Genomic DNA, 15,279 nt, shown 5'->3' with positions numbered 1-15,279 from the left:
AGCGACTGCTTAAAGGTCGCCGTTCGACCCAAACAGCGAGCAGGTGGCACCTCGCCGCCATGAATCCTTTTGTTTCGGCGACCAAACTGGGTGGTTCGAACGCTATGACATTTACCGGAACTAGCGTTGCTCATACCGCTGGTCGAAAGATCAAGTTAACCCCGGAGCGTGTAGTCGTTTGTGACCAAGCAAACGCGGGGAATCCCAATGGCAGCCACGGCACCAAGTGCAATTCAAACACCCACTCTGCCCATATCGCCAACAGGAGGCTTTGGGCACCATGGGGTTGGGTCCAACGATGCAACAGTGCGCGCAGTTGTTGAATGTCCTGAAAACCACCAAGTCATTGATGAGTTTCTTGGCGTGCTGGACCAAATTGATCCCTCCGTGCCTCGTTCTGACGACCTCACTATGGCTTTGACTGCTGCTCTTTCAGCAACCAATGACACCGCTTGGAAAGCAGAACAATTTGCTCATCAAAGCCTGAAATTCGAGTTTCAGGCTTCAATCTTGTCAGGCAAAGATCAGATAGATTTTTCTCCTGCGACGTTGTCACTGATCATCGCCCTTTTGCATCACGGACGCATCTGCTGCCTGCTCCTGGAAGATATCCTGATCTCCCTCCGCAAAAGTCAGCTGGCGTTGGCCCGAACCGACGAAGCGGCAAGTACAGATCAAACCCGTTTGGTGGAGGCGATGGCATGTCACAATTTCCTGACCGAATATCTTTGGGAAGAAACTGATGCCGAAAGCGCCGATGTCGCCAGGCTGGTGGCCAAGGTCTCTGGCAATATCGAAGCCGGCGCCGAGGTGTCCGCCTTCGACCTGTTTCTGATTGGAGCATATGCACCGCTTCATGCCGTTGACGCGGTACGGAATTGGGTGCGCGAACTTGGTTGTTGCAACCTCAGCGCCTTGGACCCCACACTCAGGCTGCTTGTTTTTGACCGTTTGCTGGAGGACGAAACTGAAATCGAGGCGATTACGCCAGTCACATCGCACATCTCGAAAAAAGTGCAATCCCAATACGAAGAAAACCCATACCCGCGCTGGCGGCGCATGCCTTCGTTCACGGAATTTGAAGAAGTTGAGGCCTATGTCGCTGCCGGAACTGGACAGCGCCAGCGCCGCGCGACCTCCAATCAACAACGCGCCAAAGTGCTGATTGCCGGAGCAGGCACGGGGGCACATCCCATCAGTGTCGCTCAGACCCTGCCGCACGCTGCCGTGCTTGCGGTTGACCTGAGCCGGGCGAGCCTCGCATACGCGACCCGCGAGGCCAAGGCGCGCGGTGCAACAAACGTCGCATTCGCCCAAGCCGACATTCTGAAGCTCTCCGACGTCGATGTTGAGTTCGATCTGATCGAGTCCGTCGGTGTCTTGCATCACATGGAAGATCCTGAGGCTGGGCTACAAGCGCTTCTCAAGGTTTTGAAACCGGGCGGTTATCTGAGGCTGGCGCTATACAGCAAAGCAGCGCGTCACGCAGTGAATGCGGCACGGAACTACTATTCGGCTGACAAGTATGCGCCCGGCTTGACAGGAATTCGAGCCTTCCGGCGCGATCTGATCCACACGGATGATCCAGCCCTTGTTCCGCTCCAGACCATCCCCGACTTCTTTGCGGCTTCGGAGTTTCGGGATCTCGTGATGCATGTTCAAGAACATCAATTCACGCTTCTCCAAATCGATGGGATGTTGAAGAGGAATGGTCTAGAATTCCTTGGGTTTTCCAGTCCGTCCGCACACTCGGCACTTCGCAAAATGCCCGCCAAGATGGCACAAAGACGAGAGCGTGATCTAGACGCATGGGACAAATACGAACAGCGCAACCCGGATACCTTTATTAGGATGTATGACTTTTTCTGCATGAAGCGCTGAGGCGAATCCAAGCTAAGGAAAACATGGCAGATGTGGGTGGCTGCTGGTTTCGACGGTCATAGTATTTCCCAGACGGTGCGATCAGGGAAGTAGGCGCGGTCGACCTGCTTGGGGATTTTACTGAGTTGGACACTTGTCTGGATCGGGGCCACTACCTTGCGGGTGATCCATCATGCAGATCAAAGACATCTTCGAACTGGCTATCGAAACGCTCTGACCAAACGTGCGCCACCGGTCACACCCTAAATCGACTGGCCCGAGACACGCACCCGAGCCCCAACCCGCTGACGCGGCCGTCGAGGACAAACCAGACGCCCAGTTCTTCGGTTAAGTGCCGAACGTCGACGCTTGATCCTTTGTACATGAACGTGGTGTTGGGCGCGATGATTGATAGCCAGCGTGAGCGCGGCAAGGCGGTGAAGATGTCGTCGCTGATCCCGTGCGAAAAGAATTCTGTTCGGCATCACCTGACATGTTCTCAAAGGCAAGGCCCAGAGGATCGGCGATCTGCTGTTGGCTTGCGCCTTACGTTTGAGCCTCGGCAATCTGACGTTCGCGGTTACCGAGCGTGCTTTTGTCCGCGGCGTTGTCATTTACCGATGTTCCGCCCGAATGGCTCTGATCATGCGTGCGCTTTCCAACGCGATGACACATCGGGCTGCAAACAGTTACGCTAGCCGGGCGGCGGCGTCGCAAAAAAGACGGACGGTTTGGCGATAGATGCAAAGGGCCCGACCAATGTGACCCATGCAAGCTTCGGTATTGCAGCAAAGGACCGCGTCCCACCCAGATCGGCGGTGGCATGGCGCAACGGATCGTCGGTGCGATAAGCAGCCTCAGATTTGACATCCATGATTTTGATAACAGTGCGCGATCCGTTCATCCGGCCAAGGCCCGTATCCGCGCCGACTGCGAAGACGCCCTGCCCGTCCGGCCAAGCCTTGAACGGCTTCGGTGTGCCCATGGCATGATTGTCCACAAACCGGCCCTGCCGCCGGTACTCGAACAGGATCCTGAACTCTGCATCACAAAGCTCAAGCGCGTAGGTCAGAATCGCGGCATCACGACGTCCTGCAAATGCGGTAGATCGATTACAGCAGGGGCCATGCCCATTTTGATACATCTGCACGATATGCAACGTGTGGGGCACCGGACTATCCTCACCCCTACAAGATTGAATCAAAGGACGGAACGATGACGAATTTTGAAACTGCAAAAGCCTTTTTCGAAGCCTGCGAAACCGGCAAAGGGTGGGACGCTTGCGCATCCTTTTGCCATGACGGGGCGACCTTTTCCTGTCAGGCCGATGCGCTGGCCGACACGACAACTCTCGCCGCCTATGCGGATTGGATGAAGGGGCTTTTGACGCCTGTGCCAGATGGCCGGTACAAATTGACGGCCTTCGCAATTGACGAGGAACGGCGCACGGCCGTCGCTGCGGCTGAGTTTCACGGGACACAGACGGGCGCAGGCGGACCGGTGGCACCCACAGGGAAATCCGTTGTCTCGGACTATGCCTATGTCATGCAATTCGATGGCGACAAGATCCGTCATATGACCAAGATCTGGAATGATTTGCACGCGTTGCGCCAACTCGGCTGGGCGTGATGCGCTGGCGTATTCTGAGCCTGGTGTTTGTGTCCCGCGCCGGGCTGGGCCTTCAGTTTTTGACAGTAGGTTTTGTGGGCAACACCTTCGTAGACGCCTTCGACTTTAATTAAGTGGGCGTTGACCTTCTGATCGGGCCGGTCATGGCGCCGGGTTTGTTTCTGGCAATATCTGCCAGTTACTGGGGGCGTTGGCTTTAGGTGGGGCCGTGCCCTCGGTTGCGGCAGAAAGCTGGGTCATCGGGTTGGGCCGCCTTTTTGCAGGGGTCGGATTTCTGTTCACGACACTCTACTTCACCAAGATGGTCGCGGATTGGTTCGAGGGGCGGGAAATCGCCACGGACATGAGTGTCTTCGTCGTGAGTTGGTCGTTCGGCATCGCCATGGGTCAGATGGGCCATGCATTGCTTGTCCATGTCTACAGCTGGCAGGTCCCATTCCAAGCGGCCTCGATCCAATGCTTGATCGCAGCACTTGGGCTGTTTCTGTTCTACCGATCGCCGCATGGTTTGCCGTCGGCCGAAGAGGGTACGGGCGCGGCGTTGACAGGCTAGGAATGGCGTTTGCTGCTTTGTGCAGAGACCGCCCAGGGCGTGTTCGATGCAGGCCAAGTCATTTTCCTGCCGTTTGCGCCAAAGCTGCTCGAAACCCCGGGCCAATTCGCCGTTGCCGCTGCGGGCGCAATCAGCATCGACAGTTGGATCATGATCGTGTCTGGTGATGCCTGCGGGCAGATTATGGACCGTTTCGGCAGGCGTACCTTGTTTTTTCTCTCTGCATCGGCGGGGCTATCGCCGCTGCTCCTGATTGGCCAGCCCGGGACGGGCTTGGGCGCAAGCGTGCTTTGCATCGGATTGTCGGACGGAACACAAGCGTACCCGCGCGTTGGCAACGGTTCGGGCCCCTCCTAGACGTCCGGCCTTTCTTGCAGCAGTTGGTGCCCGTCAGCCATCCGGCCCGTACCCGGAATTCCGGCGACTGGCTCGAAGGCGCGTCGGTTTTCATGCGAGAACACCGGCAAATTGGCACATACCTGTCCGCTAAGGGATTGGCAGTTCAGAAGTCGCTTTCTCTGTTGAAACAACGATGGAAGTTCGAAACTTCCGGACATTCTTGTCGGCAAAGAAAAACCGGTGCGTGAAAGCTTCGTAGCCTGTGATGTCTTCTGCCATGACGATCAGGATGAAATCGGCCTCGCCTGCGATACAGTAGAAATGAGTCACTTGCGCGTCTTCACGCGCCTTACGCTTGAACGCATCAATTTGGTCAAGCCGATCCCGCTCCAACTCCACCGATACGATGGCCGTGATCCCCAAACCCACTTGCTTCGGGTCAAGAATTGCAACCTCTCGCTGGATAACACCGGCGTCGCGCAGCGCCCGCATCCGTCTCTGGACAGACGCGGTTGAAATGGCCGTTTTTTCTGCAAGTACCTGAATGGAGTTCTTGGCGTTCTTCTGAAGAAGATCGAGTAGCCTCCGATCTACGGCATCCATGATTGATGATCTCCAATAACTGAAATTCAGTGATGATGTTACATCATAAAACGCAAGAATTCGGTATTTTGTCGATCACCTTTTCCACCTAGTTCTACATCTATGAAACACGGTGCAATTGCTATCCTGCCTCTCGCCCTTGGTGCTGCCATCTATGGCTTCGCGTTCGGTCTTCTTGCCGCTCAAGTTGGTTTTCCATGGTGGGGCGTTGGGCTGATGAGTGCCGCCGTTCATGCAGGGTCCTCTCAGATCGTCGCGGTTGAACAGTTTGCGTCGACGCAAACGGTGATCGGTGCTGCCTTGGCAGGGGCCGCGCTGAACCTGCGCTATATCGGGATCGTGGCGACACTGTCAGACGTTTTGGCCGGACTGACACTGAGGACCAAATTGCTGGCCATCCACATCACCGGCGACGAAAACTGGGCGCTGACCATGGCGGAACGCGCCAAGTCGCGAGATGTCGGGGCGGCGTTTCTTATGGGATCGGGTTTGGTGATGATCACAGTATGGACCGCTTCGACCATCGCCGGGGCGGCAATTGGCGCGGTGCTGCCCAACCTTGAACGCTTTGGATTGAGCTTCGCATTTACCGCCGCGTTCATTGCGATGGCCAGAGGGCTCTGGCGCGGCAGGCCACAGATGTTTCCTTGGCTGGTCGCCTCGACCGCTACCATCGCTGCGGTATCTTTGGGCGTTCCAAAGGCCTATGCAATCGTCGCCGGGACCGCCTGCGGCCTCGCGATGTCCTTTTTCCTGCGACGCACTGGCAGAGTGCTCGCATGACGGGCGCGCACTGGGCTGTCATCGGCATCTTGGCCCTCGCTGCATTTTCTATTCGCGTTCTTGGATTGGTGGCTGGCGGACGTATTCGCGCGTCCCGCCATGCATGGGTATTGGACGAACTTCCGGGACTGATCGTGATCAGTTTGGTAGCAGCATCGCTTGCGGGTCAGCCCTTGCAAACATGGATCGCAGCCGGTGCCGCCCTCGGAACAGCGGCTGTGACCAATCACGTGATTGCCACGATGGTCGTTGGTGTCATGGCCTTTGCCGGTCTTGCAGCAATCGGGCTGTAAGGGTTTTGGCGACGACATAAGGCACATTTGCGTAAGCAGTTCTTCGGGCATCTCGCAGCAAATGGCAGGAAGAGATATTGCAGATCTCAGAGGCGCGGCGCCAATCTCGTGTTAGCCAAAACACAAACGTGACGCTTCTGTGCGATTGCGCGCACCGATCCGTTTCAGAATTTTTGAAATATGCAGTTTGACCGTGCCAACTGTTATGGACAGCGACTCCGCAATCTCTTGGTTCGACGCACCGGCCTGAACCAACCTCATGATTTCCAATTGCCGCGCGGTGAGAGCGGCGTGTGTCGCGGACCGCGTGGCTTGCTTCCGTTCAACTTGGGCGGGATTGGCCTCGACCATTGAACGGGCGGCGGACAAGGCTCGGGTGAAGTCCTCAAAGCTGCGCAATACCTCGGCCACCTGTGGCGACACACTTTTCGGGTCCATGCCGCTTTGAATTTTGAGCGCAGCCACCGCCTCGGCCAATGTGTTCAGAGGCTGCAACATATCCTGCGTCGCGATAGCCGCGAACCGGCTTTCGGACACTTCATTGCGGCGCGCATCGCTCAAGGCGCGCTCCAACGCCATAAGCGCCTCGCGCCGGTCGGTCACATCAAGCGCCACGCCATCCCAAATGACGGTACCATCTTCCATGCGGCGCGGTTGACCCAATGAACGCACCCATTTGGTCCCGCCGGACTGCAAAAGTACCCGTACTTCTTCATCCAGCGTCGTCAGGTGTTCAGCCGAATGTTCAAGCGCTGCGATGAAACGCCCCCGATCATCGGCATGAATCCAGGCGTGGTCCACAGCCGTCTCGGCCATCAGGGCGTGCGCATCAAGGCCGAAGGCGGCCTGCACCTCGGAACTGACATAACTGTAACGGTACGCGCCGTCCGGTGTGCGCAGTCGCTGCATCGTATGACCGGGAAAGGCGCCGCCAAGCAGGCTTGCCACATCGCGTGGCTGAGGAGAATCTGGATCAATCATATATCTTAGGGTATATATACTCCGAGAAAATGCAATCGAGTATATATCTTTTTATATTCACATTACTGATTCTGCTCTATACGCGTCCCCAATCGCAGCCTGAAACGGGCGCAGATGGGAGGACAAAACGATGGAAAAAATCATCATCGAAGCGCGTGTAAACGAGCTGGCAACGCGCCGGGGCAACCCCAATGTGCCCTTCCTGCCAAGCGAAATCATTGCAGATGCCAAGGCCTGTTACGACGAAGGCGCATCCGTCTTTCACTACCATGGTCGCAAAGCGGATGGCGCACCGGATCATGCGCCTGAATTCTATCTCGAAACCAATGCAGGCATCCGGGCGCAATCCGATATCCTGCTTCATCCGACACTGGGCTACGTGGCCAATGACGCAGACGCACGCGAACGCTTTGCCGCCGTCGAAGCCATGATGGCATCAGCAGACACCGCGCCGGACTTCGCTCCGATGGATTGCGGCAGCGTGAACGTGGATTGGTGGAACCCCGAGACGGGCAGCTATGACACCACCGACCTGATCTACAAGAACTCGACCGCGACGCTGATGTATTTCGCAGAACGCATCGATCACTACGGTCTGAAACCCTATCTGGTCAGCTGGAACGTCAGCTTCACCCGGCAGATCGAACAGTTCCTCAAAATGGGCGTGCTGCGCGGCCCGGCCTATGTCTGTTTCTGCATGACGGACGAGATTATCTTTGCGGGCCATCCCGGCACGCAGGCAGGTCTGGACGCACACACCGCCTTCTTGCCATCGGACTTCCAGACGGTCTGGACCGTGGTGAACTACAAGGGCGACCTGTTCCAGCTGTCCGAACAAATCATCCGACAGGGCGGTCATATCTCCATCGGACTGGGTGATTACGCCTACATGGACGGTGCGCGCCACATGACCAACGCAGAGGTCATCGCGAAGATCGTGGCACAGGCCCGCAGCCTTGGGCGCGAGCCTGCCACGGTCGCGGAAACCCGCGACATACTTCAAATGCAAAAACCAAAAATAGCGACGTGAAAGTCGCATGTGAAACGCTTGTCACAGGGAGAAAAATGATGAGACAAACTAAGTTGACCGCGAGTATTGCGACCTTGGCCTTGATGGCCGGAGGGGCCGCTGCTGAATCGTTCAAGATGCAAACCTTTCTTGGTGCCACTGCAGCCACGACAAAGGCATTTGAAGAGATGGCCGCGACGCTGAAGGCCGATACCGATGGCGAGATTGACATCAACGTCTTCCCAAGTGGCGCTGTTGTCGGCCCGACCGAGACGCTGGAGGCAGTTCGGAACGGGCTGCTGGACGGACACTACACCGGTCCAACCTTCTTTGCCGGTGTAGACCCGGCATTTGCCGTGCTTGGCGATACGCTGTCTGCATATCCAAACACGGACGTACGTGACAAATGGTTCACCGAAGGCGGAGGGCTCGAGCTTGGTCGGGCGCTCTATGCGAAATACGACATGCACATGATCTGCACGATCCACTGGCCGCAGGAACAAATCCCGTCCAAGGTACCGATCCGCAGCGTTGATGATTTCCAGGGTATCAAGATCCGCGCGCCGGGCGGCCTGCCGTCTGATCTCCTGACACGGGCGGGCGCATCGCTGGTCAACCTCACGCCCGGTGACGCCATTGGTGCGCTTGAAACCGGTGTTCTGGATGCATCCGACCTGGCCAATGTCGGGTTGAACATGGCGTTCGGCATGTACGAAAACGCCCCGTATTCGATCTTTGCCCGCCATTCGATGCCGGTCACTGAAATGTCGGTCTCCATGTCGAAATGGAACGGCCTGTCCGACGATGCCAAGGGGGAATTCCAGGCCGCTTGCGAAGGGCTGTCCGACACCCTGACCGTCACGTTGGGCGAACAGGAAACAGCGGCCATAGACAAAGCCATCAATGAAATGAACGTGGAGTTCATTGAGTTTGGCGAAGCGGACGCGACCAAGTTTCGCGACATGTTGCTCGAGGTCTGGGACGATTGGGGCGGTCGCAACGCAGATGCCCAGGCGATCGTCGACAGCCACAAGGCCTACATGACCTCGCTCGGCATCCTTTGAACAAGGGGGCCCGGCCGGAAGGGTGCACATCTTTCCGGCCCGTCCACGTGAAGCAGGACCAGATATGAACTGGCTGATCAGAAAACTGTCTGAAACAGCGTCCTATGGGCTGGGCGTCATCGTGGTGATGATGGTCTTCGAGGTTGTCGCCCGCTACGGCTTTGGCGCACCGACCTTCTGGGCGCACGAGATTGCTGGCCTATTGGGCGCGGTCGCGTTCCTGCTGGGCGGTGCGTATTGCATGACCGGTGGCTCGCACATGCGTGTCACAGCCCTGAGCGACCGGTTTCCGCCTGCTTTGAAACGTGTTTCCGAAGGTCTGGCACTCTGCTGCGGCGCGATCTACCTCGGCGCACTCGCCTACAGTGGCTGGTTGATTTCCCAGCGGTCCCTGTTTCGGTACATGCCCGATGGCACCTGGTTTCCGGAACGGTCTGGCAGTTCGTGGAACACGCCGCTTCCGGCATTCATCAAATTCGCACTGTTCATCGGGGCGGTTCTGTTTCTCGCGGTTGTGCTGCGGCAACTGGTAACGCTCGTGCGGACGGGTGACACACGCCGAAACCAAGACGGAACGCCGCACTGATGGACATCGGAACGATCACGCTATTGATCGCCGTATCCATGACGGTTCTGCTGCTCCTGGGCGTGCCTGTCGCCTTCGTATCGGGGTCAATCGCGGTCGTTCTGGCTTACGCCAATTTCGGGACGGCCGGGTTCTTCCTGATCTCGACGCGCACGGCAGAGTTTGTGGGATCATTCGAACTCATCGCGGTGCCGATGTTCGTGATCATGGCCTCTGTCATGGAAAAGTCGGGCGTCGCGGACGACCTTTACCGCGCCTTTCACGTCTGGGCGGGCGGTCTGCGCGGCGGCATCGGGGTGGTGACAACCTTTGTGGCCGTCCTTCTGGGCGCAACCACAGGCATCATCGGGGGCGAGATTGTCCTGCTCGGCCTCATCGCGCTGCCGCAAATGCTGAAGCTGGGCTACGACAAACGGCTCGCCATCGGGACGATCACGGCGGGCGGCAGTCTGGGCACCATGATCCCGCCCTCCATCATCCTCATTTTCTACGGTCTCACGGCCGAGGTCAGCATATCCCACCTGTTTCTGGCCACGCTTGTGCCGGGGCTGATGCTGGCCAGCTTCTACATCGCCTACATCCTGATCCGCTGCGGCTTCAATCCCGCGATGGGCCCACCGCTCAGCGCCGAAGAACGCGACATGCCCCTTGTGGACAAGCTCAAGCTGTTCGGGGGCGTGGCATTACCGATGCTGGTCGCCGGTGGCGTGCTGGTGTCGATCTATGCCGGCTTTGCATCCATCACCGAAAGTGCGGCACTCGGCGCGTTCGGGGCGACGGTCGCGGCGTGGGTCCGCGGGCGTTTCAGCTTCCAGATGCTGCGCGACGTGCTGGTACAGGCCATGCGCACCTGCGGCATGGTGTTCTGGCTTGTCTTCGGCACCAACGCCCTGATCGGGGTCTATAACCTCATGGGCGGGATCGATTTCGCGCGCACGACACTGGGCGGCGTGTCAAACGAACCTGCGGTGATCCTTGCCGTGATGATCGGCGTGTTCATCCTGCTGGGCTTTTTCATCGACTGGATCGGCATCCTGTTCCTGACGATGCCGGTGTTTCTGCCGGTGCTGACGTCCCTCGGGTACGATCCGATCTGGTTCGGGATCGTTTTCAACCTGTCGATGCAGATCGCCTATCTCACGCCACCCTTTGGGCCTGCCTGTTTCTACCTCAAGGGGGCCGCACCGCCGGACGTGACCTTGCAGGACATCTTTGCCGCGCAATGGCCCTTTATCGCGATCCAGGTGGTGGCCCTGCTCATTGTCGTGCTCTGGCCGGGCCTGTCGCTCTGGCTGCCTCAACTGGTTTACGGGTGATCTTTCATGGCTGACGCGTCCATCCTCGACACCTTGCCCACGCCGCAAACCAACAGGTTGAGCGGACAGGATCATCTCGCCCTGCTGGAACAGATGATGCTGATCCGACAGTTTGAAATCCGCGCGAAAGAGCTGTTCCTGAAGGGCGTGATCAAAGGGACAGCCCATTCATCTGTCGGACAGGAAGCAATCGCCGTCGGTGCCTGTCACGCGCTCGAACCTCGTGACTTCCTGCTCACCCACCACCGCGGCCACGGTCACACCCTCGCAAAAGGGGCCGACATCGGCCGGATGTTTGCCGAGTTGATGGGTAAGGCCGAGGGCTATTGTGGTGGCATCGGCGGTTCCATGCACATCGCCGATTTTGACCTCAACATTCTGGGTGCCAACGGGATCGTGGGCGCGGGTATGGGCCTTGGCACCGGGGCGGCGCTGGCCGCGAAACTGCGCGGCGACGGCGCGGTGGGCATCGCATTTTTCGGCGACGGTGCCTCGAACGAGGGGATTTTCCACGAGGCCATGAATCTCTGCGCGGTGTGGCAATTGCCGCTGATTTTCTTCTGCGAAAACAATCAGTACGGCCTGACCACGGCGACAGAAAGCGTGGTTGCAGGCAACGGCATCGCCGCACGTGGGGATGCTTACGGCGTTCCGAATGTCGTAATCGACGGCAACTCCCCCACGGCAGTGTTTGACGCCGTGGAAAACGCCGTCCTGCGCGCGCGCGCAGGGGATGGCCCCACGCTGATCGAGGCGATGACCTACCGCTGGGACGATCATTCCATGCGCGCCAATCTCGATGGCTACCGCAGTGCGACCGAAGAAGCCGACTGGCGCGCCCGCGACCCCATCACCCGCCAGCGTGATCTGGTCATCGCCGCAGGCGAAATCGACGCCCAGCAATTCGACGCAATGCAATCAGATGTCATCGCAAAGGTCGAGACCGCCATCGACTGGGCAACGGATCTGAAGGAACTCGACCTCGATGCCGCGCAGCAAATGGTCAAAGTGCCCCCCACTGCAATCCCTGTGCCGGAACCCGCACCCGGCACACGGTCCATCACCTACAAACAGGCCATCAACGAAGCCTTCCACCTCGAAATGGCCCGCGACGACAGCGTGATCCTAATGGGCGAAGACGTCGGCGCAATTGGTGGCATCTTTGGCACGACGGTCGGCCTGCAGCAGGCGTTTGGCCCCGACCGCGTGCGCGACGTCCCCATCGCCGAAGGCGTGCTTGCCAATTGCGGCGTGGGGGCGGCGCTGCGCGGGTTCCGGCCCATCATCGAAATCCAGCTATTCGACTTCGTCACCCTGATGATGGACGCCATCGTCAATCAGGCGGCCAAGGCGCGCTTCATGTTGGGCGGCAAGGCGCGTGTTCCAATTGTCTTTCGCGGACCGCAGGGCGCGGGCATCCGTCTGGCCGCCCAACACACGCAATCGCTCGAAATGCTCTTTGCCAATGTGCCCGGGCTCGAAGTCTACGCCCCCTCCACCGCCTACGACGCCAAGGGGCTGATGGCCCACGCCATCCGGTCAGACAATCCGGTCGTCTTTCTTGAACACAAACTGCTCTACCTCGGGGCGGAAACGCCCGTGCCGGAAGAGGCCTATGAGATTCCCGCCGGACGGGCCCGTATCGTGCGACAGGGCAGCGATTGCACCGTCATCGCCACGCTTGCGATGGTCGAACGGGCCGTACAGGCCGCCGAGCGTCTGGAAAAGAAAGGCATCAGCGTCGAGGTCATCGATCCGCGCACGATCAAGCCGCTGGACATGGACACAATCCTCGCCTCGGTCCGCAAAACCAACCGCGCCGTCGTCGTTCACGAAGCGCCCCTCTTCGGCGGCTTCGGAGGAGAGATCGCGGCCTCCATCATGGAACAGGCCTTTGACTGGCTGGACGCGCCCGTGATGCGCGTGGGCGCACCCGAAATGCCAGTGCCCTACAACGACCGGCTGGAACGGGACTACATGCCCGACGCCCGCGACATCGCCGCCGCCATCGAAACCGTCTGCTACAGGAGTTGACCCCGTGCCCAGTCGAAAAGTCATCATTCCCGAAGGGATGGAAAACATCTACGACACCTACCATTACGCCCCCGGCATCCTTGTCGGTGACACCCTCTATTGCTCTGGCCAGGTCGGTCGCGACGCAAGTCTGAACGTCGTTGAAGGGGTCGAAGCACAATACACCCAGGCCTTCGAGAACATGGGCAAAGTGTTGGCCGCGGCTGGCGCAGGCTGGGACGATGTCGTGGAACTGGAAAGCTGGTTCGCCCCCGACATGGGCAACCTCAAGACATTCATGGCCGTGAAGGACAGGTTCTTCACCAACCTCTACCCCACATGGACGGGCTTTGGCGTGCCCAGCTTTTCCATGCCCGGCATCATCGTGGAAATCAAATGCAAGGCGATCCTGGGGCTGTCCTCATGACCCGCGACCTCAAGGCGCAACTGTCCTCCGACCGGACCAGCCTGGGCACTTGGACCCAAATCGCAGCGCCTGAACTGGTCGACCTGATCGGACTGAACGGCTTCGGGTTCACCATCATCGACTGCCAGCACGGGCCCTTCGGCATCGAAACAGCCGAAAACCTCGCCCGTGCGGCGGATGCAAACGGGATCGCCAGCGCGGTGCGCCTTGCCGACAATGACTCTGTGCAGATCATGAAGGCGCTGGATGCCGGCATTCGCCACGTGGTGATCCCCAACCTCGAAACCGCTGATGCGGCGCAACAGGCCGTGGCAGCCACGCAGTTTGCACCACACGGCCTGCGCGGGGCCTGCCCGTGCTGCCGCTCGGGCGGGCACTTCATCCGCAACTGGACCGACTACGTCGCCGAAGAAGAGGCGCGGGTCGGCGCAATCGCCCTCGTTGAAACCGCGAAAGGCGTCGAAAACATCGAAGCCATCGTGAACGTGCCGGGCCTGACCGCACTAATGTGCGGCCCGTTCGATCTGTCCGTGTCCATGGGGTTCGAAGGCAACTGGCGCGCGCCCGAGGTCAGCGCGGCTGTGGAACATATGGTCGTTACCGCCGTGGCCGCTGGGGTGCCAGTGATGATGCCTGTCTTCTCCCCCGATCAGGAAGAGGCAAAACGGCTGATCACGCATTGGCGAACCAGGGGTGTCGCGACCTTTGTGATTGGATCCGACAAGATCCTGATCGCCGATGCGTTTTCGCAGTGGACGGGACGGCTTGGGGGTTAAGCAGCCTTCGAGACTGCTTAGGACTTGGCCGGCTGCCAGCATTCATTGCAGGTTTGTTTCTTCGTTGCTCACCGCTTGTGCCGCCGTACGAATGGTCGCGAGAATTCTGGATACGTCAGCATCGACGTTCCGCTCAGCAAGGCGATAAATACCAATTTCGATCTTTTGGCGTGATAGCTGTTGGACATTCAGCATGGTGACACCCCGCTCTTGGAAATACGAACGGCAGACCACTGGGTACATCAGAAACGCATCCGTGTCCTTCAAGATGTCCAGCCCAGCGGTCATTGAATTCGTACTCAGAAGGCCCGCCCGGCTCTTGCCAAGCGGTGCCAGTGACGGGTCGAATTCCGCGTGTTCAATGATGCCCAGGTGCTTGTTCACAAAGGGGGCAACGTCCAGTCTTGGGTACTGCCTTAGGTCACTTATGCTGACGGCCCGCCCGGCAAGTGGGTGACCTTTCCGTGCAAAAACAACATCTTCGACCGAAAATAGCCGTTCAAAGACCAGCCCCATATTGTCATTGAGCTGTGCGACCTTGGTGCCGACGAAACACGCGGTATCGCCAGATAACAGACTTCGAAGGCCATCAAGGCTGCTGCAAACATAGACGTGTAATGACACGCCCGAATGATCCTCCCAATACGACTTGACGATGTCGCGCATGAACAGCGACCACCACGCAAACCCGGTGCCGACCCGCACGGCCTTTTGGGTAGACGCCTTGAGGATGTTAATCTCGGCTGCTGCATGTTCATTCAGCCGCGCCATGACCTTGACGTGATCATACAAGATCTTGCCAAACTCTGTGAGCTGAACGCCGCGAGAGCTTCTTGTGAAGAACGCCACTCCATACTCTTCTTCGAGGCGGCGCAAGTTCACCGACACGGTGGGTTGCGACACATTCAGAGCCTCGGCCGCCGTTGTCACATTGCCGGTTTCTGCAACTGCCAGAAATTGGCTCAGCCGTCTATCCATACCCAAGCCCATTATAGGAAAAATCTATTTTAGTCGCCTGAAATCATATTTCCCTAATTCTGCGGTCAA

The 15,279-nt window shown here is 58.4% G+C and carries 17 protein-coding genes; 13 read left to right on the top strand and 4 right to left on the bottom strand.

What is annotated here, in order from left to right; genetic code table 11:
• The first annotated feature begins 207 nt into the window (after nt 1-207).
• Nucleotides 208-1,881 (top strand): class I SAM-dependent methyltransferase, encoded by a 1,674-nt coding sequence (locus Q1A32_RS09130; protein WP_299652069.1) that lies wholly within the window; start codon nt 208-210, stop codon nt 1,879-1,881.
• Between the two features lie 673 nt (nt 1,882-2,554).
• Here the strand turns inward: Q1A32_RS09130 and Q1A32_RS09125 are convergent.
• Nucleotides 2,555-3,031 carry a hypothetical protein gene (locus tag Q1A32_RS09125; protein ID WP_299652067.1) on the bottom strand — a complete coding sequence of 159 codons (477 nt, stop codon included), beginning with the start codon at nt 3,029-3,031 and terminating at the stop codon, nt 2,555-2,557.
• A gap of 44 nt (nt 3,032-3,075) precedes the next feature.
• Between Q1A32_RS09125 and Q1A32_RS09120 the strand changes: the two genes are divergently transcribed.
• The 3 genes from Q1A32_RS09120 (at nt 3,076) to Q1A32_RS09110 (ending at nt 4,399) form a co-directional block, all read left to right on the top strand.
• Nucleotides 3,076-3,489: an ester cyclase gene (locus Q1A32_RS09120; RefSeq protein ID WP_299652065.1), complete on the top strand. Its 414-nt coding sequence runs from the start codon at nt 3,076-3,078 to the stop codon at nt 3,487-3,489.
• A 169-nt stretch (nt 3,490-3,658) separates the two neighbouring features.
• On the top strand, nt 3,659-4,042 hold the full coding sequence (locus tag Q1A32_RS09115) for an MFS transporter (protein WP_366141227.1): 384 nt from the start codon (nt 3,659-3,661) through the stop codon (nt 4,040-4,042).
• A gap of 9 nt (nt 4,043-4,051) precedes the next feature.
• Complete coding sequence (locus Q1A32_RS09110; RefSeq protein WP_299652063.1) at nt 4,052-4,399, top strand: hypothetical protein; 348 nt, start codon at nt 4,052-4,054, stop codon at nt 4,397-4,399.
• A 129-nt stretch (nt 4,400-4,528) separates the two neighbouring features.
• On the opposite strand, the gene Q1A32_RS09105 is transcribed toward Q1A32_RS09110, so the two are convergent.
• On the bottom strand, nt 4,529-4,984 hold the full coding sequence (locus Q1A32_RS09105; RefSeq protein WP_299652061.1) for an Lrp/AsnC family transcriptional regulator: 456 nt from the start codon (nt 4,982-4,984) through the stop codon (nt 4,529-4,531).
• A 102-nt stretch (nt 4,985-5,086) separates the two neighbouring features.
• Between Q1A32_RS09105 and Q1A32_RS09100 the strand changes: the two genes are divergently transcribed.
• Together Q1A32_RS09100 and Q1A32_RS09095 are read left to right on the top strand one after the other, a co-directional pair.
• Nucleotides 5,087-5,767, top strand: coding sequence for an AzlC family ABC transporter permease (locus Q1A32_RS09100; protein WP_299652059.1), 681 nt, complete (start codon nt 5,087-5,089; stop codon nt 5,765-5,767).
• On the top strand, nt 5,764-6,060 hold the full coding sequence (locus Q1A32_RS09095; protein WP_299652057.1) for an AzlD domain-containing protein: 297 nt from the start codon (nt 5,764-5,766) through the stop codon (nt 6,058-6,060). The genes Q1A32_RS09100 and Q1A32_RS09095 overlap by 4 nt, the downstream gene beginning before the upstream one ends.
• Nucleotides 6,061-6,171: 111 nt before the next feature.
• On the opposite strand, the gene Q1A32_RS09090 is transcribed toward Q1A32_RS09095, so the two are convergent.
• Entirely contained in the window at nt 6,172-7,041 is an 870-nt protein-coding gene (locus Q1A32_RS09090) for a LuxR C-terminal-related transcriptional regulator (protein ID WP_299652055.1), read from the bottom strand.
• 130 nt (nt 7,042-7,171) lie between these two features.
• Between Q1A32_RS09090 and Q1A32_RS09085 the strand changes: the two genes are divergently transcribed.
• The 7 genes from Q1A32_RS09085 (at nt 7,172) to Q1A32_RS09055 (ending at nt 14,232) form a co-directional block, all read left to right on the top strand.
• The gene (locus Q1A32_RS09085; RefSeq protein WP_299652053.1) at nt 7,172-8,071 is read left to right on the top strand and encodes a 3-keto-5-aminohexanoate cleavage protein; all 900 of its coding nucleotides are present in this window, start codon (nt 7,172-7,174) and stop codon (nt 8,069-8,071) included.
• A 38-nt stretch (nt 8,072-8,109) separates the two neighbouring features.
• Nucleotides 8,110-9,114, top strand: a complete 1,005-nt coding sequence (dctP, locus tag Q1A32_RS09080) for a TRAP transporter substrate-binding protein DctP (protein ID WP_299652051.1) — start codon at nt 8,110-8,112, stop codon at nt 9,112-9,114.
• 64 nt (nt 9,115-9,178) lie between these two features.
• A complete protein-coding gene (locus tag Q1A32_RS09075) occupies nt 9,179-9,700 on the top strand; it encodes a TRAP transporter small permease subunit (RefSeq protein ID WP_299652049.1) in 522 nt (173 codons plus the stop codon).
• Entirely contained in the window at nt 9,700-11,016 is a 1,317-nt protein-coding gene (locus tag Q1A32_RS09070) for a TRAP transporter large permease subunit (RefSeq protein ID WP_299652047.1), read from the top strand. Before Q1A32_RS09075 ends, Q1A32_RS09070 begins: the two co-directional genes overlap by 1 nt.
• A 6-nt stretch (nt 11,017-11,022) precedes the next feature.
• Nucleotides 11,023-13,050, top strand: coding sequence for a dehydrogenase E1 component subunit alpha/beta (locus tag Q1A32_RS09065; RefSeq protein ID WP_299652045.1), 2,028 nt, complete (start codon nt 11,023-11,025; stop codon nt 13,048-13,050).
• Between the two features lie 4 nt (nt 13,051-13,054).
• Complete coding sequence (locus Q1A32_RS09060) at nt 13,055-13,456, top strand: RidA family protein (protein WP_299652043.1); 402 nt, start codon at nt 13,055-13,057, stop codon at nt 13,454-13,456.
• A complete protein-coding gene (locus Q1A32_RS09055) occupies nt 13,453-14,232 on the top strand; it encodes an HpcH/HpaI aldolase/citrate lyase family protein (RefSeq protein ID WP_299652041.1) in 780 nt (259 codons plus the stop codon). Before Q1A32_RS09060 ends, Q1A32_RS09055 begins: the two co-directional genes overlap by 4 nt.
• A 42-nt stretch (nt 14,233-14,274) precedes the next feature.
• On the opposite strand, the gene Q1A32_RS09050 is transcribed toward Q1A32_RS09055, so the two are convergent.
• Complete coding sequence (locus Q1A32_RS09050) at nt 14,275-15,210, bottom strand: LysR family transcriptional regulator (protein WP_299652039.1); 936 nt, start codon at nt 15,208-15,210, stop codon at nt 14,275-14,277.
• Nucleotides 15,211-15,279: the final 69 nt, after the last annotated feature.

The organism is uncultured Tateyamaria sp., from assembly GCF_947503415.1.
Taxonomy (GTDB): domain Bacteria; phylum Pseudomonadota; class Alphaproteobacteria; order Rhodobacterales; family Rhodobacteraceae; genus Tateyamaria.
This window is presented reverse-complemented; position numbering and strand designations above follow the sequence as displayed.